The sequence below is a fragment of the Streptosporangium sp. H13245 genome (assembly GCF_055690525.1).
This window is the reverse complement of the sequence record NZ_JBSZKT010000039.1, coordinates 1-23,185: the sequence shown is the minus strand read 5'-3', so window position 1 is coordinate 23,185 and position 23,185 is coordinate 1. Positions and strand designations below refer to the sequence as shown.

General features: G+C 71.9%; 25 protein-coding genes. 8 read left to right on the top strand and 17 right to left on the bottom strand.

Annotation, left to right across the window (positions count from 1 at the left end; genetic code table 11):
- Nucleotides 1-33: 33 nt before the first annotated feature.
- Complete coding sequence (locus ACW9TB_RS33515) at nucleotides 34-846, bottom strand: phosphotransferase (RefSeq protein WP_472752115.1); 813 nt, start codon at nucleotides 844-846, stop codon at nucleotides 34-36.
- Nucleotides 847-980: 134 nt separating this feature from the next.
- Between ACW9TB_RS33515 and rpmB the strand changes: the two genes are divergently transcribed.
- Genes rpmB through ACW9TB_RS33495 form a run of 4 tightly spaced genes read left to right on the top strand, consistent with a single transcriptional unit; the run spans nucleotide 981 to nucleotide 2,880 of the window.
- The gene (gene rpmB / locus ACW9TB_RS33510; protein ID WP_472752114.1) at nucleotides 981-1,217 is read left to right on the top strand and encodes a 50S ribosomal protein L28; all 237 of its coding nucleotides are present in this window, start codon (nucleotides 981-983) and stop codon (nucleotides 1,215-1,217) included.
- Nucleotides 1,217-1,516, top strand: coding sequence for a 30S ribosomal protein S14 (gene rpsN, locus ACW9TB_RS33505; RefSeq protein WP_472752113.1), 300 nt, complete (start codon nucleotides 1,217-1,219; stop codon nucleotides 1,514-1,516). The genes rpmB and rpsN overlap by 1 nt, the downstream gene beginning before the upstream one ends.
- Nucleotides 1,517-1,528: 12 nt before the next feature.
- Nucleotides 1,529-1,693, top strand: coding sequence for a 50S ribosomal protein L32 (gene rpmF, locus ACW9TB_RS33500; RefSeq protein WP_472752112.1), 165 nt, complete (start codon nucleotides 1,529-1,531; stop codon nucleotides 1,691-1,693).
- 35 nt (nucleotides 1,694-1,728) lie between these two features.
- Entirely contained in the window at nucleotides 1,729-2,880 is a 1,152-nt protein-coding gene (locus tag ACW9TB_RS33495) for a CobW family GTP-binding protein (RefSeq protein WP_472752111.1), read from the top strand.
- Between the two features lie 64 nt (nucleotides 2,881-2,944).
- On the opposite strand, the gene ACW9TB_RS33490 is transcribed toward ACW9TB_RS33495, so the two are convergent.
- Nucleotides 2,945-4,372, bottom strand: coding sequence for a condensation domain-containing protein (locus tag ACW9TB_RS33490; protein ID WP_472752110.1), 1,428 nt, complete (start codon nucleotides 4,370-4,372; stop codon nucleotides 2,945-2,947).
- 165 nt (nucleotides 4,373-4,537) lie between these two features.
- Nucleotides 4,538-4,969 (bottom strand): MarR family winged helix-turn-helix transcriptional regulator, encoded by a 432-nt coding sequence (locus ACW9TB_RS33485; RefSeq protein ID WP_472752109.1) that lies wholly within the window; start codon nucleotides 4,967-4,969, stop codon nucleotides 4,538-4,540.
- A gap of 119 nt (nucleotides 4,970-5,088) precedes the next feature.
- Here ACW9TB_RS33485 and ACW9TB_RS33480 point away from each other — a divergent pair, with 119 nt between their 5' ends.
- Nucleotides 5,089-5,394 carry an NAD(P)-binding protein gene (locus ACW9TB_RS33480; protein ID WP_472752108.1) on the top strand — a complete coding sequence of 102 codons (306 nt, stop codon included), beginning with the start codon at nucleotides 5,089-5,091 and terminating at the stop codon, nucleotides 5,392-5,394.
- A gap of 30 nt (nucleotides 5,395-5,424) precedes the next feature.
- On the opposite strand, the gene ACW9TB_RS33475 is transcribed toward ACW9TB_RS33480, so the two are convergent.
- Nucleotides 5,425-6,102, bottom strand: coding sequence for a TetR/AcrR family transcriptional regulator (locus tag ACW9TB_RS33475; protein ID WP_472752107.1), 678 nt, complete (start codon nucleotides 6,100-6,102; stop codon nucleotides 5,425-5,427).
- Nucleotides 6,103-6,263: 161 nt separating this feature from the next.
- Here ACW9TB_RS33475 and ACW9TB_RS33470 point away from each other — a divergent pair, with 161 nt between their 5' ends.
- The gene (locus tag ACW9TB_RS33470; RefSeq protein WP_472752166.1) at nucleotides 6,264-7,217 is read left to right on the top strand and encodes an NAD(P)-dependent alcohol dehydrogenase; all 954 of its coding nucleotides are present in this window, start codon (nucleotides 6,264-6,266) and stop codon (nucleotides 7,215-7,217) included.
- 25 nt (nucleotides 7,218-7,242) lie between these two features.
- Here the strand turns inward: ACW9TB_RS33470 and ACW9TB_RS33465 are convergent, their stop codons facing one another.
- The 3 genes from ACW9TB_RS33465 to ACW9TB_RS33455 all read right to left on the bottom strand — a co-directional run bounded on the left by ACW9TB_RS33465 (nucleotide 7,243) and on the right by ACW9TB_RS33455 (nucleotide 9,915).
- On the bottom strand, nucleotides 7,243-7,641 hold the full coding sequence (locus ACW9TB_RS33465; RefSeq protein WP_472752106.1) for a hypothetical protein: 399 nt from the start codon (nucleotides 7,639-7,641) through the stop codon (nucleotides 7,243-7,245).
- 87 nt (nucleotides 7,642-7,728) lie between these two features.
- Nucleotides 7,729-9,051: a hypothetical protein gene (locus tag ACW9TB_RS33460; protein WP_472752105.1), complete on the bottom strand. Its 1,323-nt coding sequence runs from the start codon at nucleotides 9,049-9,051 to the stop codon at nucleotides 7,729-7,731.
- 120 nt (nucleotides 9,052-9,171) lie between these two features.
- Nucleotides 9,172-9,915, bottom strand: a complete 744-nt coding sequence (locus tag ACW9TB_RS33455; protein ID WP_472752104.1) for a TetR/AcrR family transcriptional regulator — start codon at nucleotides 9,913-9,915, stop codon at nucleotides 9,172-9,174.
- A 148-nt stretch (nucleotides 9,916-10,063) separates the two neighbouring features.
- Here ACW9TB_RS33455 and ACW9TB_RS33450 point away from each other — a divergent pair, with 148 nt between their 5' ends.
- A complete protein-coding gene (locus ACW9TB_RS33450; protein ID WP_472752103.1) occupies nucleotides 10,064-11,689 on the top strand; it encodes an ABC-F family ATP-binding cassette domain-containing protein in 1,626 nt (541 codons plus the stop codon).
- 201 nt (nucleotides 11,690-11,890) lie between these two features.
- Here the strand turns inward: ACW9TB_RS33450 and ACW9TB_RS33445 are convergent, their stop codons facing one another.
- Nucleotides 11,891-12,226 carry a YciI family protein gene (locus ACW9TB_RS33445; protein WP_472752102.1) on the bottom strand — a complete coding sequence of 112 codons (336 nt, stop codon included), beginning with the start codon at nucleotides 12,224-12,226 and terminating at the stop codon, nucleotides 11,891-11,893.
- Between the two features lie 35 nt (nucleotides 12,227-12,261).
- Nucleotides 12,262-12,888 carry a dihydrofolate reductase family protein gene (locus ACW9TB_RS33440; RefSeq protein ID WP_472752101.1) on the bottom strand — a complete coding sequence of 209 codons (627 nt, stop codon included), beginning with the start codon at nucleotides 12,886-12,888 and terminating at the stop codon, nucleotides 12,262-12,264.
- Between the two features lie 182 nt (nucleotides 12,889-13,070).
- Between ACW9TB_RS33440 and ACW9TB_RS33435 the strand changes: the two genes are divergently transcribed.
- Nucleotides 13,071-13,946 carry a hypothetical protein gene (locus ACW9TB_RS33435; protein ID WP_472752100.1) on the top strand — a complete coding sequence of 292 codons (876 nt, stop codon included), beginning with the start codon at nucleotides 13,071-13,073 and terminating at the stop codon, nucleotides 13,944-13,946.
- Between the two features lie 74 nt (nucleotides 13,947-14,020).
- Here ACW9TB_RS33435 and ACW9TB_RS33430 read toward each other — a convergent pair whose 3' ends face one another.
- From ACW9TB_RS33430 to ACW9TB_RS33395, 8 genes are all read right to left on the bottom strand, one after another.
- Nucleotides 14,021-15,820, bottom strand: a complete 1,800-nt coding sequence (locus ACW9TB_RS33430) for a dipeptide ABC transporter ATP-binding protein (protein WP_472752099.1) — start codon at nucleotides 15,818-15,820, stop codon at nucleotides 14,021-14,023.
- A 146-nt stretch (nucleotides 15,821-15,966) separates the two neighbouring features.
- On the bottom strand, nucleotides 15,967-16,833 hold the full coding sequence (locus tag ACW9TB_RS33425) for an ABC transporter permease (protein WP_472752098.1): 867 nt from the start codon (nucleotides 16,831-16,833) through the stop codon (nucleotides 15,967-15,969).
- Between the two features lie 4 nt (nucleotides 16,834-16,837).
- A complete protein-coding gene (locus tag ACW9TB_RS33420; protein WP_472752097.1) occupies nucleotides 16,838-17,758 on the bottom strand; it encodes an ABC transporter permease in 921 nt (306 codons plus the stop codon).
- 188 nt (nucleotides 17,759-17,946) lie between these two features.
- Nucleotides 17,947-19,644: an ABC transporter substrate-binding protein gene (locus tag ACW9TB_RS33415; protein ID WP_472752096.1), complete on the bottom strand. Its 1,698-nt coding sequence runs from the start codon at nucleotides 19,642-19,644 to the stop codon at nucleotides 17,947-17,949.
- 103 nt (nucleotides 19,645-19,747) lie between these two features.
- On the bottom strand, nucleotides 19,748-20,143 hold the full coding sequence (locus ACW9TB_RS33410; RefSeq protein ID WP_472752095.1) for a nuclear transport factor 2 family protein: 396 nt from the start codon (nucleotides 20,141-20,143) through the stop codon (nucleotides 19,748-19,750).
- 29 nt (nucleotides 20,144-20,172) lie between these two features.
- Entirely contained in the window at nucleotides 20,173-20,634 is a 462-nt protein-coding gene (locus tag ACW9TB_RS33405; protein ID WP_472752094.1) for an ester cyclase, read from the bottom strand.
- 11 nt (nucleotides 20,635-20,645) lie between these two features.
- Nucleotides 20,646-21,422 (bottom strand): SDR family NAD(P)-dependent oxidoreductase, encoded by a 777-nt coding sequence (locus tag ACW9TB_RS33400; protein ID WP_386269508.1) that lies wholly within the window; start codon nucleotides 21,420-21,422, stop codon nucleotides 20,646-20,648.
- Nucleotides 21,419-23,185, bottom strand: a 1,767-nt coding sequence (locus ACW9TB_RS33395; RefSeq protein WP_472752093.1) for a thioesterase domain-containing protein, incomplete at its 5' end; no start/stop codon positions are given. The genes ACW9TB_RS33400 and ACW9TB_RS33395, both read right to left, overlap by 4 nt.

The following is a 23,185-nucleotide window of genomic DNA, read 5'->3' as shown; positions in this document are numbered from 1 at the left end:
CTCCCCTTCGGGCCCGGCCGGGAGGGCGGACGGTTACGCCAGGTCCCAGAGCAGGCGGTAGTAGGCGATGCGCTCCGGATCCGGGGCGATGCCGTACGCGTCGTACACGACGCCGTCGTAGCCGGGGCCGTAGTTCCACTCCGTGCTCCACGCCGCGACCGCGAGGTCCGCCCACCGGTCGGCCACCCCGAGGGACCCCAGGTCGACGTGCGCGGCGAACGTGCCGTCGTCGTGCACCAGGGTGTTGGGGGCGCACGCGTCCCCGTGGCAGACGACGAGGCGGTCGACGGCGGGCGGCTCGCCGATGCGCGCCCTCGCCTCCGCGAGTCGCAGGTGCCGGTGCTCGGGGGACCAGTCGGCCGGTCCCTCGCCGTCGGCGATGCGCTCGTCGGCACGCGCGAGCCGCCGCTCGACACTCCAGTCGTACGGGCACAGGTCGACGGGCAGGGCGTCGTGGAGCAGGCGCAGCCCCTGACCGATCGCCGCCGCCGCGGTCGCCGGGTCGGCGCTCCACCGGGAATCCTCCGCCGAGAGGCCGGGGACCTCCTCCGTGACCAGCCACGCGCCGTCGGCGTCCGTACCGTGCTCGATGACCCGCGGGACGGTCACCCACTGCCGCGCCCAGACCAGGCGCTCCGCCTCCGCAGGGAGGTCGATCTCCGGGGTGCCGGTGGCGACCCATTTGGCGTATCTGGTGCCGCCGCGCCCGTCTTCGAGGCGGAACGTCAGGCCGCCCAGCTCGTTGCGCCACACAGGGGTGATGGTGTCACCGGCGGCGAGCGCTGTGACGACGTCGGGGACGGGGACGGGGCCGGTCGGGATCTCGGAAATGACAGGGCGGCTCATGAGGACCTGATCTTGCAGGGGAACGGCGCCGATGACAACTGGTTTTCCGGCCGCGGTGGTCCCCGCCTTCGCAAATGAAAACGATTATCGCTATCATTGCATCACTCGTACCCCCGCTCCCCGAAGGAGAGCGCATGTCCGCCCACTGTCAGCTCACCGGCACCGGCCCGGTGTTCGGCAACAACGTCTCCCACTCCCACCGGCGCACCCGCCGCCGATGGGACCCCAACATCCAGTCCCGGCGCTACTGGCTGCCCGCCGAGAACCGGTTCGTCCGGCTGACGCTCAGCGCCAGAGCCGTCAAGACGATCGACAAGATCGGCATCGAGGCCGCCGTGGCCCGCATCCGCGCCCGGGGGGAACGGATCTGATGGCGAAGAAAAGCAAGATCGCGGCCAACGAGCGGCGCAGGCTCACCGTCATCCGCTACGCGCGACGCCGGGCCGAGCTCAAGGAGACGATCCGCACCGGCTCCCCCGGCGAGCGGGCCCAGGCCGTCCGCGAGCTGAGCCGCCAGCCGCGCGACGCCAGCGCGACCCGGGTGCGCAACCGCGACGTCACCGACGGCCGCCCGCGCGGCCACCTGCGCAGGTTCGGGCTCTCCCGGATCCGCTTCCGCGAACTGGCCCACCGCGGCGAACTGCCCGGCGTCACCACCTCCAGCTGGTAGGAGCACCACGACATGGCGGTCCCCAAGCGCAAGACCTCCCGGAGCAACACCCGTCACCGCCGCTCGCGGTGGAAGGCCACCGCACCCGGCCTCGTCCCGATCACCGTCGACGGGCGCCCGCTGCTGGTGCCGAACCGGCTCGTCCCCGCCTACCGGCGCGGCCTCCTCACCCCCTGAAGACCGGCCCCCACCCGCCCACGAAAGGAGCTGTCATGTCCGTCCCCGTCGTCATCGTCTCGGGACTGCATCCCGAACCGCGCTCGGCCCTGGTGGACCGCCTGCTCGCCGAGCACCCCGGATCGGTGGCGATCCACCACGACCTGCGGCAGGTGAGCACCGGACGCGTGGAACGCGTCGTGCGCGACGCGTCGGGGACGCTGGATCTGCGGGAGATACGGCTCGCGCACGGCTGCGTCACCTGCACCGTGCGCGAGGACCTCGTCCCCGAGCTCCTCGCGCGGGCGGGCTCGGCGCCGCTGCTCATCGTGGAGCCGTGGGACTCGGTCGAGCCCAGGACCGTCGCCGAGGCCATCGCCTGGCACGAGGACACGGCGGGCGTCCTGCGGCTGACCGGCGTGCTGACCGCGCTGGACGCGGCACGCGCGACCGAGGACATCTGCTGCGGCGAGACCCTGGCCGTCCACGGCAAACACGCGGCGGCCGGCGACGCGCGCCACCTGGCCGAGGTGCTCGTCCGCCAGATCGAGTACGCCACCCGCATCGTCGTGTCCGGTGAGGACGAGGAGGACGTCGAGCTCGCCCTGGCCGTGCTCGGTCACCTCGCCCCCACGACACCGGCCGACGTGACCGGCCTGGCCCTGCCGCCGCTCACCGGCGCGGGGATCGACGTGGAGATGCTCGGGGCCCGCGTCGACCCGGCGACCGCCCAGCTGCCCTGCGACGCGCGGACTGGCGAGATCTCCACCGTGGTCTGGCACCGGCTGCGCCCCCTGCACCCGCAGCGGCTGTTCGACGCCGTCGACGAGCTGGTCACCGAGACCGTCCGCAGCCGCGGCCGGTTCTGGCTGGCCACCCGGCACGAGCGCCTGCTCGCCTGGGACGCCGTGGCGGGCGTCGTCAGCGTCGAGGACGCCGGGCCCTGGCTGGTCACCCTGCCCGAGGCCGCCTGGGAGATGGAGAGCCCCGCCCGGCGCATGGCGGCCACCCTCGACTGGTCCGCCCCGCTGGGCGACCGCGTCCAGCACCTCGTCTTCACCGGCCCCGACCTGGACCGCGACCGCATCCACCGGCTGCTGGACTCCTGCCTGCTCACCGAGGCAGAAACGCTGGCCGGGTCCGATGTCTGGGCCGGATACCCCGACCCGTTCGCGTTCGTGCTCGACCTCAGGGAGACCTCCGCGTGACGAGGGGCCGTAGGTCCCCCCGAGACGCGAAACCCGGCCCCTCAGGCTCGGAGGGACCCTCGGCTCACCCGCCGGGCCGGGAACGTTCCCAACTGGGAGGACGTTCGACCGGGGTGATGCCACACAGCTCGGCGACCGTGTCGAGGGGGACCTCCTCGGCCACGGCGCGTACCAGCAGGGTCTCCATCCCCCTTAGCAGCGCGTGGACCGTGGGCCGGGGCAGGTAGGCGGTGTCGGCCAGCAGGTGGAGTTCGCAGGCGTCCCTGGCCTGGCCGGTGATGAACTGGACGGTGGTGGCGTCCACGTGCTCCCAGGCTCCGGCCGGGGAGAACGTGGTCCGCTCGACGAGGGCGGCGATCGCGGCGGGATCCCCCGGGGGCTCCACCGCGGGCAGGTCGGGCCAGTCGCCGCCACCCCGCGTGTCGTTGAAGTAGGCCGACAGGTCGATGGGCCCGCCCCGCTCGCGGCCAAGCTCCTCGCGCATCGCCATCAGCCTCAGCGGCTCGTAGAGCGCGTGGCGGTAGGCGGTCAGCGCCTGACGGTGTCCCAGACGGGTGACCTCGGCCAACGTCCCCTCGGGTAACTCCAGCATGAAGATCCCGTCCTGCGCGGCCGGGCCCACCAGCCCCCCGATCCGCCGATCGTGGCGATTGGCCGCGATCAGCTGCATCACCACCCGCCGATGCCCCGTCAACACCGACAACAACACCGCACCCGCCGTGGTCAGCACACTCGCCGAACTCACCCTCCACCGCGCCGCCAACACCTCCGCCGCGAGCCCTAAAGCGACCGACTCCATCCTGATCCGGATGAACCTCGGCTCCTCAGCCAGGCAAGGCGGGTAGTCGAACATCGACCGCGGCGCCTCCTCCAGCACGCCCCGCCAGTGCCGAAACGCCCGCTCCCCCCGCTCAACCCCTTCCCCCTCCCTCTCGAACACGGCCTGATCCATCGGCTGCCACACCGGATCAGGGCCCTCGGTCCCCGCCAGCAGGGCACGCCAGTCAGCCGCCAGAAGATCCAGCGCCCCCCCATCGGCCGCCAGATGCGACACCCCGAACGCCACCGCCCTCGGCCGACCCCCCACCAACACCACCGCACACCGCACCGGCACCTCACCCGCGTAATCGAACACCGCGGCCGCCAGCCCCACCGCCACCTCCCGGGCGAACGCCATCGGCCCCCGCCCACCCGCTTCCACGACCTCGACCGTCAACCGCCCCGAACGCGCCACGTGCTGCACCATGCCCCCCGCACCCGGCCGGAAATTCGTCCGCAACGACTCATGCCGCTCGAACAACCGCCGCACCGCACCCAGCACCCCATCAAGATCACGCCTGCCGTACACCGGCAACACCCAGGGCATGTTGAAATAGGGATCATCGTCACCCCGCCAGGTGGTCAGCCGCCAGATCGACGCCTGCCCCCAGGTGAGCGGGGCCACCCCACCCCGGGCACCCGCGAACTCCACCACGACCGTACGCCGCGACATCTCGTTCGCCGTCGCTTCCGGCCCGGCCGGTGACGTCGGGACGGGGGCGTGGTGCTGCTCACGATCGGTTCGCGGAAAGGTCGCGCTCTCGGAATTCACGCCACAAGGCTGATCTTCCCGAACCACGCTGTCAACAGGTGTTTCGGCAGCCGGACCCGCCGCCGGTCACGGTGACGTACCGGCGGAGGACGTGGCGCCGTCGCCGTGCCGCAGGTTGATCGTCTCCTCCTCAAGGATCCCGGCGGTCCTGCTGACGAAGTCCAGCAGGGTGCGCAGTTGCTCGTCGTCGTAACCGTCGACGATCGCCGAGACGCGCGCGCCGAAACCGGCGAAGATCCGCCCCAGCTCCCGCTGCGGCACACCGTCCTCGACCGGGCGCACGATCGTGCGGCGCCGGTCGGTCGTGTCCGGCTCGCGGCGTACGAGACCGGCCTTCTCCAGCCGGTTGAGCACCTGGGCGGTCGCGGCCGACGACATGCCGGTGAGCTCGGCGAGCCGGCCCGGGGGGGTGGGGCCCGAGCGCAGCAGGATCTCGGCGCACTTGTAATCGGTCACGTTGAGGCCGACGCGCTCGGCCGCCGCCGTGTGGAACAGCACGACGGCCGAGCTGAACCGGCTGCCGAGCTGGCGTCCGAGGTCGCGCCGCAGCGCGTCCCCCCGAACCCGGTCGCCGCTCCTCGCGGCCGGTGCGGCAATCCCGAAGAACGGAGATCACCATGTTTCGTGTCCTCATCGCCGGTGGCGGTATCGGCGGCCTGTGCCTGGCCCAAGGGCTGCACCGGGCCGGCGTGGACGTCACCGTGTTCGAACGCGCCGCCCGTAACGGGGACGCCTCCGCCCTCACCGCCGCGATAGCCGACTACGAGCGGCAGATGCGCGAATACGGGTTCGCGGCGGTGAAGGCCTCCGTGCAGGCGCTGAACCAGTCGGTGATCGCGAACCCGCTGGCGTTCGCGGCGTCCAGGACGACACTGCGGCTGTTCAACACCTTCCCGGCGCTGCGGGACCGCGTCTTCGGATGATCGCGAAGCCACCGGGGCAGGGGGCCGCGCCTACCCGGTGGAGCGCGCCGGTGCGAGGCCGGAGATGTCACGCAGCCCGAACGGGGGCGCCGGGGGCAGCGGAGCGACGGCCCGCTCGGCCTGGAAGGACTGGAGCAGGTACGCCACCAGTCTGCGGGACGCCACGAGGGCGACCTCGGCGGACTCGGCGACGACGCCCCCGTTGGCCATGAGCAGCAGCGTGAGGTCCGCCTGGTCGAAGTCGGCACGCAGGCGTCCGGACTCCTTGGCCCGCCGGATCAGCTCGGCGAAGCCGCGCTCGGCGCGGACGCGTTCCCGTTCGTGGTCGACCGCGTCGGGAAAGGCCGTCAGGAACGCCGCGGTGAAGCCCCGGTCGACGGCCTGCATCGCGCACACCTTCTCGATGACCGTACGGAATCCGCGCCACGGGTCGGGGTCGGCGAGGGCGTCGTCGACGACCGACACGCACGTCGCCAGCTGGTCGGCGAACACCTCCGTGATCAGCGACTCCCGCGTGGGGAAACGCCGGTAGAGCGTGGCCATCCCGACACCGGCGCGGCGGGCGACGGCGGCCATCGGCACACCGAGCCCGTGCGCGGCGAACGCCTCCCGGGCGGCCGCGAGGATGCGGTTGCGATTGTGCAGCGCGTCCACGCGGAGCCCGGAGGTGTCGGCGGGACGCGGTATCCGAGAGGAATCAATGGACATGTTTCTCACATTATCCCAAACGGAACGGCCTCTCCGTTTAGGCGGTTAACCTGGCCGTACATGGAAACCACCGCCTGCTTCCCCGGGCGTACGGAGATCACCCGCGACCTCGCCCGATCGACGGTGACCGGACAGATGGGATGACCAAAACAGTGAGCGAGATGCGCGCGGCCCGGTACGACAGATACGGGCCCCCGGAAGTGCTGTACGAGGGCACGTTGCCGAAGCCGGTCGCGGGACCGGGCAAGGTGCTGGTACGCGTGCACGCCGCCAGCGTGAACGGCGGCGAGCTCCTGGGCCGGGCCGGAAAGGTACGCCTGATCACGGGGCGGAGCTTCCCGAAGGGCACCGGGATCGACTTCACCGGCGAGGTCGCCGCCCTGGGCTCCCCCACGCCCGGCCTCTCGGCGGGCGACCGGGTATGGGGGGTACTGCCCCGGGCATCCTTCGGGAGCGCCGCCGAGTTCGTGGCCGTCCGCCCCCGGCAACTGGCCCTCGCCCCGGCGGGACTCAACCCCGTCCAGGCCGTCTCCCTGCTCGCCGGGGGCACGACATCGATCACCGCCCTACGGGACAAGGCCCGCCTCAGGCCAGGTGAGCGACTGCTCGTCCGGGGCGCGAGCGGCGGGGTCGGCAGCGTCGCCGTCCAGCTCGGCCGGGCGTACGGCGCACACGTCACCGCGCTCGCCGGGACGAGGAACCTCGGCTTCGTCCGGGACCTCGGCGCCGACGAGGTCTTCGACTACACCACCACCGGCCCGGCCGACCTCGGCCCCTTCGACGTCGTCCTCGACACCGCGAACGGCACCGAACTCGCCGCCTACCGCCGCCTCCTGGCACCGGGAGGACGCATGGTCTCGATCACCTTCGACACCGGGCACATCCTCTCGTCACTGTCGTACGTCCTCGCCTCCACCGTGTACGGCCCGCGACGCGTACGGTTCTTCAGCGGCAACCCCACCCACCGGCTCCTCGCCGACCTGACCCGGCTGGTGGAGAGCGGGGCGCTCCGGCCGGTCGTCGACACGGTCCACCCCCTCTCCGGCGTCGCCGAGGCCCACCGGGCACTGGAGGCCGGCGGCGTACGCGGCAAGCACGTCATCCGCATCGTGTGAACGGCGGGACCTCGACGACCCGGCGTCAGGCCCGGCGCAACGCGACGTACTGGAGCTCGGCGAAGACACCGACCAGCACAGCCTGGGCGAGGACGAAGGCGACGCCCAGCGGGTTGGGGGCCACCCAGCCGGTGAACAGCAACAGGACACTGTCCACGGTCCACAACGCGTTGACGACGATCAGCGCCCAGACACCTCCCCGAGGCGGGACCGGACGGGTGACCAGGTAGGCGATGAACGCGGCGATCGGCAGCAGCACGATCCCCACCCAGCGCACCAGCGACTCGGGCAGGGCGAACAGATCGGCGAGCGGGCTCGCGGCGGCGGCCAGAAGAAGGCCGAACCCTCCGGTGAGAAGGGCGTCCACCCGCAGCACGCGGGTCAGCATGGGGGTACGGCGGGCGGTGGGGGTGGTCGTGGTCATCGAGATCTCCTTCGCTGAGGGTGTCGGGTTCCGACCCGCTCAGCACACCGCCTCACCCACTGCCATCTGCAGACACGGCACTGCCATTCACTGCCAGTTCTCCCGACGAAGATCATCCGCGACGAGTTTGGCCGCCGCGTTCTGCCAGTTGTAGAGCGTACGTTCGGGAACCTCGCGGACGAACCAGTCAAACGCCTGCCGCTCGACAGCGGTGAGCCCATCACGACCGGCCCCACGCCGATAGGGGCGCAACCCCCGGACATACGGGAAGAACAACACGTTGTAAAACCGCCACTCCTCACTGGTACCGAACTCGCCGTCACGAGGCTTGAGCCGCTGAATACTCTCCAGCAGCAGACGCTTCAGCTCGGCCGCCCGCTCCAGAGGAATGTCACCGGTGATCCGCGCCTCGATCACCGGCAGATTCGCGAGCGGACTGCTGGCGAGCTTGCCCAGATCGCCGTAACCGGCCAGGGCACGCCGCGTCAGCCGGACGAACTCGGCCTCCTCCAGCGGCGGCGGACCCTGTTCACGACGCGGCAGCGCCTCGGACGTCTCGCGCAACTCGGCCCGCTCACGGCGAATCCCCGGGTCACCCGGAAAGGCGATCCGATCCAGCACCCGATGCACCGGACCGGCCAGCGTCTGCACCGCGACGGCCACCGCGATCACACCGAACAGCAGCGCCGAGAGAGCGGGCGTGGGCGCGCCGAGCATGACGGCCAGGGCGACCTGACCACCGGACGCCACGGCCACGACCACCGCCCCCAGCAGAGACCGCAGCATGTCACGCCAGAGCGCCTCACCCGCCTGGAACGCGCTGGACATCGCGATGGCCACCCCCAGCAGGACCATGTCCACGTCGACGGCGAGAACGGAGAGCAGGCCGGGCGGGCCGAACAGCGGAAACATGAGCAGCGCCGCCCCCAGCCCGAAGAACAGCGTGGCGACCGCCACCAGCCACCCGGCCCGCGGCGGCCTGGCCCGCACGAGCAGCACCAGCACCCCGGCCAGCGGCACCAGCAGCAACACCCCGGTCACCACCCGCGCCACGGGACTCACCCCCGCCCCCAGGCCGGACACCAGCAACCACCCGAACGCCACGAACGTGACCGGCACGAGCCCCCTGGACCAGACCCGGTCCAGCCGCTCACCACCGGGGACGAGGGTCAGCACGGCACCCGTCCACAGCAGCGCCGGAAGACAGACCAGCGCGGCCTCGACCGCACCCAGCACCTCCGCCGCGGGATCGGGTACGGCGGTGAGCACCTGGGCGATCGCCAGCGCGGCACCGTAGGCCAGCAGTCCCAGACCGGCCCGCCTCGGCCCGCGCTCCCGGGGATCCCGGGCGATCACGTAACACCCGAGCCACCAGGTGAGCCCGAACACGGCCGCGACGGCGAAAAGCACCCCGTCTCCCTTCCCGTTTCCTGGCCGCGAGCGTACCGACCGCGTGCTCCGGGCCGATCGTCGCGGGGGGGTCGGTCTCGATCTATGAGTGAACCCGGACGAGCGCCTTTACGTTGTAGATTAACAACTCCTCGAAACCCCGAGCCGGGACCCGATGCCGTCCAGCAGGTAGCCCAGCCCGGTGGCGAACACCGGATCCCAGTCGTTGCCGATCGGGGCCCCGTGCGCGGCGAGGGTCGGATACAGCTCGCGGCGGGTCCGTACCCGCAGCTCGGCGGCCCGCTTCCACCCGGCCTCGCCGTACGCGGCACCGGCGACCTGCATCGTCGCGGAACCGATGACGTAGTTGGCCAGGGCGTACGCGGCGGCGGTCAGGTCCGGCCCGGTGAAACCCGCCCCCGCCAGCACGGCGTGCAGGTGTTCGGTACGGGCCAGGGCGTTGGGGCCCAGCAGGGGCCGGTCCAGCACCGCCACCGACCACGGGTGGCGCAGCATGGTGGCCCGCCACCCGGTGATCAGAGCGGTGACGTCGTCGCGCCACGCGCCCGGCGGTCCTGGTGGTCCTGGTGACCCTGACGGGACGGGCACCTCGCCGAACACGGCGTCGAGCGCGAGGTCCAGCACGTCGTCCTTGGTCTCGACGTGCAGGTAGAGCGTGGTGGCGGCGACCCCCAGCCGGTCGGCGAGGCGGCGCATGGTCAGCCGGTCGGCCCCCTCCTCGTCCAGCAGTTCCACGGCCGCCCCCACGATCCGCCCGAGGGTGACGACCGGCTCGGCCCTGCTCGCGCGCGGCGGGCGCAGCCACACCCCCGGCGCCGCCTCACCGCTCTGGCGCCGCGTTCTCCTGCCCGGCGTAGCGTTCACGACTCTCCGATCCCCGCCTCTCCCACTCCGGAGATCTTAATGGCTTGAGAAGCGGGCCGATCAATGTTCATAGTGTATGACCAATGTTCTAACTGCGGTTTCTCTCGCCCAGTACGCCGAGGACCGCCACCTTCGAGGAGACGTCACCGTGGGACATGTCGAGGCCGACGAGCTGACCTACGTACTGCCGGACGGGCGGCTGCTGCTCAACGAGGTGTCCTTCCGCGTCGGCGACGGCGTCACGGCGGCGCTGGTCGGCCCCAACGGCGCGGGCAAGACCACCCTGATCCGGCTGATCGCCGGTGACCTCAGCCCCTCCTCCGGGCGGATCACCGCGTCCGGCGGGCTCGGCGTGATGCGCCAGTTCATCGGGGGTCTCCGTGGCGGCCAGACGGTACGCGAGCTGCTGCTGTCGGTGGCCCCCGACCGCGTACGCGCCGCGACCGCCGAGCTGGAGCGGGCCGAGCGCGCGATGGGCGAGCGCGACCAGGAGGAGACCCAGCTCGCCTACGCCCGCGCCCTCGGCGACTACGCCGACGCCGGTGGCTACGACATCGAGGTCACCTGGAGCGCCTGCACCACCTCGGCCATGGGCGCCGGTTACGAGCAGGTGGCGGACCGCGACGTCGGCACGCTGTCGGGCGGGGAGCAGAAAAGGCTCGCGCTGGAGGCGCTGCTGCGCGGCCCCGACCAGGTCCTGCTGCTCGACGAGCCCGACAACTACCTGGACGTCTCCGGCAAGCAGTGGCTGGAGGAACAGCTGGGGGCGGCCAGGAAGACCGTCCTGCTCGTCTCCCACGACCGCAGGCTGATCGCCAACACGGCCACCCGCGTCATCACCGTGGAGTCACGCGGGGTGTGGACCCACGGCGGGGGCTTCGCCACCTACGCCCAGGCCCGCCTCGACCGCAACGAGCGCCTGCACGAGCGCCGCCGCCGCTGGGACGAGGAGCACACCCGCCTCAGGAAGCTGGTCCACACCCTGCGCCAGAAGGCGACCAACAACGACTCCGTCGCCTCCGCCTACCGGGCCGCCCAGACCCGGCTGGGCCGGTTCGAGGAGGCGGGCCCGCCCGAGAGCGCGCCCAAGGAGCAGAACGTCCGGATGCGCCTGAGCGGCGGCCGTACCGGCAAGCGCGCGCTCACCTGCACCCGCCTGGAGCTGACCGGCCTGACGGAACCGTTCGACGTCGAGATCCACTACGGGGAACGGGTGGCGATCCTCGGCCCGAACGGTTCCGGCAAGTCCCACTTCCTGCGGCTGCTGGCCGAGACGGGGAGTGGCACGCCACCCTCGGTATGCCACCGGGGCACCGTGGAACTCGGGGCCAGGGTCGTGCCCGGCCACTTCGTCCAGACGCACGCCCGGCCCGACCTGGCCGGGCGGACTCCCGCCGACATCGTCACGGCCGCCGGGTCGCTTACGCTCAACGACGCGATGGCCTCCCTCGCCCGCTACGAGCTCGCCCCCGCCGGTCGGCAGCCCTTCGAGACCCTCTCCGGCGGGCAGCAGGCACGCCTGCAGATCCTGCTGCTCGAACTGTCGGGGGCCACCCTGCTGCTGCTCGACGAGCCGACCGACAACCTCGACCTGGCCAGCGCGCAGGCGCTCCAGGACGGCCTCGCCTCCTTCTCCGGCACGGTGCTCGCCGTCACCCACGACCGGTGGTTCGCCGACGACTTCGACCGGTTTCTGATCTTCGGTGTCGACGGGGAGGTCCAGGAGGCCGCTGAACCTCTCTGGCAGCCGGACCGGGCCCGCCGCGCACGGTGACGGGCCCGGAAACGGCGACGGGCACCGCGACGGCCCCCGGCACCGGTGACGAGCCCGGAATCGCGACGGGCCCGGAGACGGCTCTGCAAGCCCAGAACTGCAGGCCCGGAGACGGCTACAGACCCGGAGGCGGCGACGGGCGGTGTTCGCGTGGACGTGTCATCGGCCTCGGACGCCGTCCGGTCCCGGGCCGTGACGGCGTCACTCCGCGAGCAGCGGCCGCACCTCGACCGCGCCGTTCATGATCGGAAGCAGTTTGCCGATGGCGATCGCCTGGTCGAGGTCCGCGGCCTCGACCACGAAGAACCCGGCGACCACCTCCTTGCTCTCCAGGAACGGGCCGTCGGTGACCAGGCCGTCCTTGTGGATCGTCCGCGTGGTCGCGCTGGGCCGCAGCGCCGACTCGTAGACGACCCTCGCCCCCATCGCGGTGATCTTCTCCCCGGCGCTCATGTTGGCCTCCATGACGTCGGGCGGGATGTCGGCCACACCTCCGGGGGTCTCCCGCTCGTAGATCAGAATCGCGTACTGCGGCATGACGCACACACTCCCTGTCTGTTCGCGTCGCCCGGTCACCAGTTACCGGTCTCCGGGCCCATCGCCCCGTACTCAACCTTGCCAGCTCGCGCGTACGTGCTGATGAGGACACCGGTGTCCGACGTCGTGGTGTCGACCAGCCTGAGCCCGGCCGGGATGGTTCCCCCCGCGAAGAGCCGCTTGCCGGAGCCGATGAGCACCGGGAAGACCAGCAGGTGGAACTCGTCGACGAGGTCGTGCTCGATGAGCGTCTGGATCAGCTCGCCGCTGCCGTGGACCTGGATCTCGCCGCCCTCCCCCCGCTTGAGCTCGCCGACCGCCTCGGCGACGTCGCCGGTGAGCAGCGTCGAGTTCTTCCAGGAGACGGTCTCCAGCGTCCGCGACGCGACGTACTTGCGGACGTTGTTCATCGTGTCCCCGATCGGGTCGCCGTCCTCGGCCAGCGGCCAGGTGGCGGCGAAGATGTCGTAGGTCCTGCGCCCGATCAGGAGGGCGTCGGCCCTGCCTGCCACCCTGGTCATCAGCTGGATGATCCCCTGGTCCATGTGCGGCACGGCCCAGCCGCCGTGCTCGAACCCGCCGTCGCGGTCCTCGTCGGCGCCGCCCGGTGCCTGCGTGACGCCGTCCAGGGACATGAACATGGTCACCATCAGTTTCCGCATGTCGTTTCCTTCGCTCGTACCTACTCGTCGGGCGCCGGTGGTGACGCCCTCGCCCCTACGGCGAACGGGACCGCTCGTAATCGACAGCGCTCGAGAAAAATTCTTCGAGGAGGCCGGGCGCCCCGGGCGGCGTCCGATTCGTACAAGACGACCGGGCCGAATGCCCGCCAGCATGGGGCACCATGAGTGACAGCATCCTCGACACCGCTCGGGCCTTCATCCTCCGCGAAGGGCGCCTGCTCGAACGCCGCCTGTTCGCCACCCTTTTCCAGGGGGAGCCCGCCACCGGGGTGGTCGACGCCCTGCGCGGTTACCGGAACGCGGACGGCGGCTTCGGCCACGGCCTCGAACCCGACAAGCGCTGCCCCGACAGCCTGCCCATCGACGTGGAGGTCGCGTTCCAGACCCTGCTGGCGGCCGGTGTTCCCGAGACCGGCCCGATGGTGCCACGGGCATGTGACTGGCTGGCGACGGTCGCCGCGCCCGACGGGGCGGTGCCCCTGTCCCTGCCGGTCACGGAGGGCTACCCGAGGGCCGTGCACTGGGCGGACTGGACCTACGTGCCGGGCCTGAACCCCACCGCCGGGCTGGCCGGGCTGCTGCACCGGATGGGTGTGGAGCATCCGTGGCTCACCCGGGCCACCGACCGGTGCTGGTCGGCGCTGGAGGAGGGCTTCCCCGACGACGCGCACGCCATGTCCGAGGCGCTCGTGTTCCTCGAACACGTCCCGGACCGCGACCGGGCCGAACGCCTCGCCGGGCGGGTGGGCGAGTGGCTCCCCCAGCTGAAGTGGTACCGGAGCGACCCCGCGGACCCGGAGTACGGGGTCACCCCGTTGCACCTCGCCCCGCACCCCGGCAGCCGCTGGCGCCGCCTGTTCGCCGACGACGTGATCGAGGGCCACCTCGACCGGCTCGCGGCCGACCAGCAGCCGGACGGGGGATGGGCCCTCACCTGGGAGCCGCCCGGCGTGTCCGCCACCCTGGAGTACCGGGGGGTGGAGACCCTACGGGCCCTCCAGGTGCTCGGCGCCTACGGGAGGATGCCGTCAAACTGACGGATCACGGCCGTCCGGCGCGGTGTTCACGGTGGTGTTCACACCGGGTGACCCGCGCGTCCACCGGCCGTCCGTCACCGTACGGCCGGTCCGGTGATCGTCACCTCCGGCGCGAGGGTGGGGACCGCGGCGAGCAGCTCCCTGGTGTACGGCTCGGCGGGGGCGGCGAACACGTCCGCGACGGCTCCCGTCTCGACGATCCGCCCGTCCTTCATCACCGCGATCCGGTCGCTGACGTGGTGGATGACCCCCAAATCGTGCGAGATGAACAGCATCGCCACCGCCAGGTCACGTCGCAGACCGGCGAGCAGGTCGAGGATCTGCGCCTGGATCGAGACGTCGAGCGCCGACACCGGCTCGTCGCAGACGATCACCTCGGGGGACGGGGCCAGGGCGCGGGCGATGGCGACCCGCTGCCGCTGGCCGCCGGACAGCTCGCGCGGATACCGCCCCAGCGTCGTCAGCGGCAGCCCGACCTGGTCGAGCAGCTCGGCGACCCGGGCGCGGCGCCTCTCGCGCCGGGCACCGGTCAGGGCCACCGCCTCACCGACGACGCGCCCGACCGTGTGGCGGGGGTCGAACGAGCCGAGCGGATCCTGGTAGACGGCCTGGATCCGGCGCCTCCTCGTCCTGCGGTCGCGCTCGGGCACGCCGCTCCACCGCTCGCCGCCGAGCCGTACGACGCCCTCGTCGGGCTCCAGCAGGCCGAGCGCGATGCGGGCGGCCGTCGTCTTGCCCGATCCGGACTCGCCGACCACCCCCAGCGTCTCCCCCGCCCTGAGCTGGAACGACACGTCCCTGACCGCGTCGTGCCAGCCCCCGCCCGGGGTGCGGAACCGCTTGGAGACACCCTCGGCCGCCAGTACCACGGCCCTCTCCTCGCGGGGTTCCGGCCGCGCCGGGGCGCCCCTGACGGGCTCGGGGGCGCGTGACGCGGGGTACCAGCACAGCGCCCGGTGTCCCGGCCCGACCTCGACCGGGTCCGGGAGCTTGTCGCGGCACTGCTGGTCGGCGTGCGCGCAGCGAGCGGCGTACGGGCATCCGTCCGGCCCCGGCGCGGGCCGCCCGGCCGCCACGGCGGACAGCGGCGTGCCCTTCGCGTGGGCGGCGGGCACGGCGGCGATGAGCGCCCGGGTGTACGGATGCCGGGGGGCGCCGAGAACCCGGGCGGCCGGGCCCTCCTCGACGATCAGCCCGTCGTACATGACGGCGATCCGGTCGGCGAGGGTGGCCACGACGGCCAGGTCGTGGCTGATCAGCAGGAGGGCGGTGCCGTTCTCCCGCAGCCCGCGCAGCAGCGCGAGGATCTGCGCCTGCACGGTGACGTCCAGCGCGGTGGTGGGTTCGTCGGCCACGAGCAGGCGCGGCCCGGCGGCGATCACGGACGCGATGAGCGCCCGCTGCCGGAGACCGCCGGAGAGCTCGTGCGGGTACTGGCGCGCGCGCCGGTCCGCGTCGGGGACGCCGGCGTCGGCCAGCAGCGAGAGCACCCGCTCGCCGACGTCCGCCCGGTCCACGACCCGGTGGACGCGCAGCGTCTCGGCGACCTCGGCGCCGACGGTCCTGAGCGGGTCCAGCGACACCAGCGCGTCCTGGAGCACCAGGCCGATCCGGCGGCCCCGGACCGCGCGCCAGCCCCGCTCGGTCAGGGCCGTCAGGTCCTCACCCTCGAACGTGAGCTCTCGGGCGCTGACCGACGCCCGCTCACCGGCCAGGCCGACGAGGGTACGCGCGGTGACGCTCTTGCCGGAGCCCGACTCCCCGACGATGGCCAGGCACTCGCCGGGCGCGACGGTGAACGACACGTCCCGTACCGCGTGGATCCGCTCGCCGTCGAGGTGGAAGACGACGTCGAGCCTCTCGACCACGATCACGGCGTCCTCCTCGTGGAACGGTTCGGGGGACGGCTCTGGAAGACGGTCACGGTGTTCTCCTGATGGAACGGTTCGGTGTCCTGCCGGTGGGGCGGCGTCGGAGGGCGGTCACGGTGTCCTCCTCGTGGAACGGCGCTGGAAGGCGGTCACGGTGTTCTCCTGGTGAAGCGGCGCTGGGCGGAACGGCCGATCACGTTCACCGCGACCACCGTCGCCGTGATGGCCGCCCCCGGGAACACCCCGATCCACCACGCCGTCTGCAGGAAGTCACGGCCCTCCGAGAGCATCGCCCCCCACTCCGGCGCGGGCGGCTGGGTACCGAAACCGAGGAAGCTCAGCCCGGATCCGGCGATGAGCGCGGTGCCGAAGCCGACGGTGGCGAGCACCAGCAACGGCCCCAGGGCATTGGGCAGGATGTGCCGCACGATCAGAGTCGATCGCCGCAGCCCGAGCCCGCGGGCCGCCTCGACGTACCCCGACCGGCGCACCACCAGGGCCTCGGCGCGGACGATCCGCGCGTATCCGGGGGCGAAGGCGATGGCGATGGCGAGCACCACGTTGGCGGTCCCGCCGCCCAGGACGGTGATCACGAGCAGCGCGACCAGGAGCTGGGGCAGCGAGAGCAGGATGTCGGCCGCCCGCATGACGGCCTGGTCGGCCACCCGCCCGCCCAGCGCGGCGGCGAGGCCGAACACCGCTCCCCCGGCGACGGCCAGGCAGGTCGCGCCCAGACCGAGGAGCAGGGACGGCCGCGCACCGTGGACGACCCGGGTGAACAGGTCGCGGCCGAGCTGGTCGGTGCCGAACCAGTACTCGCCGCCGGGCGGCAGCAGGGCGTGGACGGGATCGATCGCGATCGGCGAGGACGCGGTCAGCGCCTCCGGTGCGACGGCGGCCACCAGGATCGGGACGAGCACGGCCCAGGCGGCCACCGTCGACCGGCGCCGGACGGCGACCCGCGAGCGGGCGGGGGTACGAGCGGGGAGGCCGGGGAGCACGGGGGTCACGGACACGCGATCACCCGGCCCGCAGCCGCGGATCGATGACCGCGTACAGGAGGTCGACGACGGTGGAGATGAGGACGAACACGAAGGCCGACAGCAGCACCACGCCCATCACCACCGGCATGTCCTTGTTGCCCACCGCCTGCAGGGTGAGCGCGCCGATGCCCGACCGGCCGAAGACCGTCTCCACCAGGACCGCGCCGCCGAGCAGCGTCCCGACGAGCCATCCCGTGAGGGTGGCGAGCGGTACCGCCGCGTGCCGGAGCGCGTGACGCAACCGGACCGCCGTCTGGCTCAGGCCCCGCGCCCGGGCGGTGATCGCGAACGGCTGCGCCAGCGCGGCCTCGAGCCCCTCGCGCAGCACCTGCGCGAGGACACCGGCGATCGGCAGGGCCAGCGTGAGCGCGGGCAGCACCAGCGCCGCCAGGTCCCGCGCGCCGACCACGGGGAAGATCTGGAGCTGGAAGGAGAACGCGGTCAGCAGCAGGATGCCCAGCCAGTACGAGGGCAGCGAGACGGCCACCAGCTCCCAGGCCGTCACCGCGGCCCGCACGCCGCGCCGCCGCCCGGCCGTCGTCACCGCCGACACGAGCGCGATGAGGACGGCGAGGGCGGTCGCGGCCACGGCGAGCTGCACGGTGGCGCCGAGCTGGTCGCCGATCAGCTGCCAGACCGGCCGCTGGAGCTGGTACGAGGAGCCCAGGTCGCCGGTGACGACCCGGCCCAGGTAGCCGAGATACTGGAGGAGCACCGGCCGGTCGAACCCGAACTCGGTCCTGATGCGCTCCCTGACCTCCTCCGACGCCGTGGTGGCCGGTCCCAGCAGGGTCGCGACGGGGTCTCCCGGGATGAGCTGGAGGGCGACGAAGGCGAGGGTCGCGGCGCCGTAGAGCACCGCGAGCCCGGCCGCCAGCCGCCTGGCGAGAGTTCTCACCGCGCGGCGCCACCTGCCCTTCCCCGCTTCCTCCCCGGGAGCGCCCGGCACCCTGGCCTGGGTCGTCGCTTCTCTGGCCGGAGTCGCCTGTCCGGCGGGAGCCGTCGTCTGTCCGGCGGGAGGCGTCGCTTGTTCGGTGGGAGGCACCGCTTCTCCGGCCGGAGACGTCGCTGCTTTGGCGGGATTCGTCACTGCGCCGTCTTGGCGAGCCACACGTCGTAGAACAGCGGCCAGGCGTTGGCGTCGAGCGTGAGCCCGCGCACCTGCCTGCCCAGGCCGAGTACCTGCGACTGGGTGTAGACGGGGATGACCAGCGCGAGGTCGACGGCGCGCTGCTGGGTCCTGCCGTACACCTCCTTCCTGACGGTCTCGTCGAGGGTGGCCCGGCCCTGGTCGGTCCACGCGGTCAGGTCGGGGTCGTCGAGGAACGTGGCGTTCTGGCCGCCCTTCTGGGGCTTGCTGGCGCCGTTGAAGAGGAGCCACAGCACGTCCGGCTCGAAGCGCGACCAGCTGTAGTCGGCCATGTCGGCCTTGCCGCCGTAGACCCGTTCGAGGTAGGTGCCGATGTCGGCCTGGGGGCGGACGACCTCGACGCCGATCTTCTTGAGGTCGGCCTGGAAGGCCTGGCCGAGGATGTCGCGCTGGTCGCGCACGTACTGGGCGGGCAGCAGCGGCCAGTCGACGATGAGACGCCTGCCGTCCTTGGTGCGGTAGCCGTCCGTGTCGCGGCCGGTCCATCCGGCCTCGTCGAGCAGTTTTCCGGCCAGCGCCTGGTCGTAGGGCCAGCTGTTCTCCAGCGCCGCGTTGTAGCCGGGAGTGGTCGGCGCCAGCGGGCTCCACGCTCTCTTGAACTGGCCGAAGTAGAGCGCCTTGACGTTCGTGTCGACGTCGATTCCCCGCTGGAGGGCTTTGCGGACCTTCTCGTCGTCGAGGGGAGGCTTGGAGGTGTTCAGGTAGATGCTGTAGTTCCCGCCGGGGTAGTCGGTCTTGAGGAGCGCGAGGTTGGCGTTGGCCTCGACGGCCTTCGCGTTGGCCGGGGGGATCGCCGCGGCGACGTCGATCTGGCGGCTGTTCAGCGAGCCGACCCGGACCGAGGCTTCCGGCAGGAAACGGACGGTCAGCTTGTCGAGGTAGGCGGGCCCGGTGTGGCCGCCGGTCTTCGGCGCCCACGCGTAACCGGCGTTCCTGGTCAGGACCGCCTCCTGGCCCTTGGTGTAGCCGGTGAACACGAACGGTCCCGTACCGACGCCGACCGGTCCACCAGAGCCGAGCGTGGCCGCGTTGGCCGCGATCGTCTTCGGCGAGTAGAAGCCGAGGTAGGCCGTGCTCGCGGCCTGCAGGAACGGGGCGAAGGGCGCGGAGAACTCCACCTTCACCGTGTGCGGGTCGACGACCGTGGTCCCGGTGTACGGGCCCAGGAGGTTGGAGGCGAGCTGCGACTTGGTCGCGGGGTCGGCGATGCGGTCGAAGTTGACCTTCACCGCCTCGGCGTCGAAGGGTGTGCCGTCGTGGAACTTCACGTCCTTTCGCAGCCGGAAGGTGTAGCTCTTCAGGTCGGGCGCCACCTCCCACGACTCGGCGAGCCACGGGTGGAATTTGCCCGAGGCGTCCTCGGCGACCAGCGAGTCGAAGACGTTGCGCAGGATCGCTCCCGTGATGTCCTGGGAGCTGACGTGGATGTCGAAGGAGACGGGCTCGGTGTCGGCCGCGAAGGTCAGCGACCCTCCCTTGACGGGAGCCTCCGACACCGAGCCGCTCGCGCCGCTCCTGTCGTCCGTACCGCCGGAGGAGGTGGCGGGGGAGCCGCAGGCGGCGAGCAGGAGCATGGCCCCCGCCACCGCCCCGAGTTTGGTACGCGACAGCCCGAATATTGTGAACACGTGCATTTCACCGCTCCGGCGGGTTGGTAATAGAACGAGGGAGATCTACTTTCGTCTTTCGCCGAAAGGTTAAGCCGGGGATTCGCGGTGGAAACACCCCAGTCAACCCCTAGCGGGAAACTCCTTCGGCCAGCGGATATCGGGGAACGGACACGCGCAGCTCGATCCGCCACCCCTCTGGCGTACGCTGCAGGACGTCGAGATAGTCGCCGTTGTGCACGCTCCCGTCGGGGAGCACCGCGAGATAGCGGCTCCGCGCGCGGACGACGCCGTCGCCGTCCACGAAGACGTGCGTGTCGAGAGTCTGGTGGTCAGGCCCGTGTGGGCGCAGGCTCAGCGCGAACTCGCCGATGGCGGGCAGCCCGCGCACGACGCGTCCCGCTCCCCTTCTCAGCTCGATCACCGCGTCGCCGGTGAACACCCTGCCGAGATCGGCGATCTCCGCGTTGTCGAAGACGTGGGAGAACAGCGCGAGCGTCCCGCGAATACGGGAAACGTCCTCCAATGACAATTCATCCATTTCTCGCCGCCCGCTCAGGAAATCTGCTGGAGGATACCGAGACGGTCGGGAAGAACGTTGTACCGCGCGATCTTCCCGTCCCTGAACGTTATCCGGCTGACGCTGTTTCCGATGAAATGCCGTCCGCTCGCGGGGGCGCCGAACAGCGGGGCGCGGTGGACGCCCTCGATCCGCCAGAAGACCACCACCCGGTCGCCTTCCGCGATCAGGTCGGTCACGGTCGCCTTGACGTCCTCGACGGTCTCCCAGACCCCCTGGATGTGGGCGCGGAAGTCCTCCCTCCCGCCGGGCCCGGCGCCGGGCGGGACCGTCTCGTCGACGGCGTCCTCGGCGATGATCTCCTCCAGCAGCTCCGGGCGCCGCAGGGTGATCAGCTCCTCGTAGAGGCGCCGGGCGACCTCCTTGTTCGTGTCCGTGCTCGTACTCGTCTCCGTGCTCGTACGGGGGTTCGTGCCGGTGTTCGTCTCCGTGCTCATCGCGGGACTCCTTATCTGGGTGCGTCGCCCGGGAAGGCGGGCGGGAGGAGGATGCCGTTGTTGGCGCTGAGGCCGCCGTCGACGGGGATGGTGACGCCGGTGACGTACGACGCCGCGGGCGAGGTCAGGAACCAGATGACCTCGGCCTGCTCGCGCGGATCGGCCCAGCGTCGCTGCGGGATGCGGCCGGTCACGGCCGGTCCGAGGGTGGGGTGCGACAGCACGCCCGCGGTCATCGCGGTCGCCGTCCCCCCGGGCGCGATGGCGTTGACCCTGATGTTCTCGATGGCGTAGTCGATCGCCGCGCCGCGCACCAGGTTGATCACCGCCGCCTTGGCCGCGTTGTACGCCCAGGTGACCGGGTCGCCTCCGAGTCCCGAGACCGACGAGGTCGCCACGATCGAGCCGCCGCCCGCCGCGCGCAGGGCCGGAAGCGAGGCCCGGATGCCCAGCGCCGTACCGCGCACGTTGACGGCGAGGATCCGGTCGAAACGGTCGATGGCGCCTGGCGACTCCAGGGGCCCAGCGCCGCTGATCCCGGCGTTGAGCACGACCGCGTCCAGCCGCCCGAACTCCCGGACGGCGAGGTCGACCATGGCGGCGTTGGTCTCCTCCGTGGACACGTCCCCGACGAGCGGGACGACGCCGTGGATGGCGGAGAGCTTCTCCAGTCCCTCCCTCGCCACGTCGACGGCGACGACCCTCGCTCCCCTGTCGGCGAACAGCTCCGCGGTCGCTCTCCCGATGCCGGACGCGGCTCCGGTGACGACCACGACCTGGACACTCATACGTTCCTCTTCTCTGTGGACTTCGCGGGGTTCGCAGACCCGGCGGGCACCGCGGGGTTCACGGGCTCGGTGGGCTCTGTGTGCTCTGTGGAGTTCGCGGAGCCCGTGGACGCTGTGGAGTTCGCGGGCTCGGTGAACTCTGTGAGCTCTGTGGAGTTCGTGGAGTTTGTGGACGCCGTGGATCTCCCGGTGGGCCTCCCGGCGGATCTCCCGGCGAAACTCTCGGAGGGGACGAGCGCGTCGATCCACTCGCGGACCGCCGCCACCGTCGTCTCCGAGTGCTCTTCGAGCACGGTGAAATGGTCGCCGGGCACGTCGACGGTCTCGTGCGGCAGCGGCCAGAACGCCCGCCAGTCGAACCGTCCCGTGGGGTCGACGACGGTACCGCGCAGCGGCTCCCGCGCCCGGACGACCAGGGTCCTGGCGTCGATCGGCTTGGGCTGCCAGTCGGCCAGGATCCGACCGTACGCGCCCATGGTGGTGAGGCTCGCGTCGCTCCAGACCATCCGGTAGCGCTCGATGCGCTCCACCATCCCGGTGAGCATCGCGGCCAGCCACCAGTCGCGCATGCCCTCCAGCGTCGGGCTCTCGATCGGGTAGGAGTCGATCAGGACGAGCCCGGCCGCCGGGACGCCCCGGTTCTCCAGCTCGGCCGCCACCGAATGCGCGACGCACCCGCCCATGGACCGGCCGAGGATCACGAAGGGGCCGCCGCCACCGACCAGCTTCTCCACGGCGTCGGCGTGCATCCGGACGAACGTCTCCTCGCTGTCGGGGAGGAGGTCGTCCGGCGCGTACCCGGGTGAGGGCACCACATGGACGTCCCGCTCGCCGCGCATGGCGTGGCCGAAGCGGGCGTACTCGTGCGGGCCGGAGATAGCGCTGACGGCGGGAAAGCAGACCAGCGTGACCGGCGCGTCACCGGAGGCCAGCCGGAGCGGCGCGACGGCGTGCTCGGCGGCCTCCGCCGTGCCGAAGCTCGACCGCAGGTGGGAGACTACGCCGATCAGCTCGGCGGCGGCGGCGAACTCGCCTCGTCCGCACAGCTGGCGGTAGAGGTCGGACAGCGGCCCCTGCCGCGCCGCCCTCCCCTCGCCTCTCACGAAACCAGCGGAACCAGTGGGACCAGCAGGATCGGTGGAATCAGCGGAACCAGCTGGATCGGCGGAGGCCGGGTCGGCGGGCCCGGGGGCTCTCGCGAGCTCGGGCAGCAGGTAGCCGGTGAGGGCGTCGGGCGTGGGGTGGTCGAAGGTGACCGTCGCGGGCAGCCGCAGGCCGGTCAGCGCGTCGAGCCGGTTGCGCAGTTCGACGGCGGTGAGCGAGTCCAGGCCGAGGTCGTTGAACGGGCGGTCCGGTGCGACGGCCCCGGACGGCGTACCCAGGACCGCCGCCACCTCCGCCGTGACCACGTCGAGCACGACCCGCGCCCGCTGCTCCTCGGGCAGCCTGGCCAGGCGGTGGGCCAGTGCCGGGCCGGTCGCCGCGGAGATCCTGGCCGCTCGCCGCTGTGGCCGGACCAGGCCGCGCAACAGCGCGGGTACCTTCGCTCCGGCCGCCCGCAGCGCGGCGAGGTCCAGCGGAGCGGGAACGACGAGCGCATGGCCGGGGGAGACGGGGTCAAGGGAGGCGGGGACAGGGTCGAGGGCGGGAGAGGCGGAGCCGGAAAAAGCGGGAACGGAGTCAAGGGAGGCGAGGGCAGGGGCAGGAGAGGCGGAGCCGGAAGAGGCTGGGACAAGGTCGGAGGAGGCGGGGGCGAGGTCGGA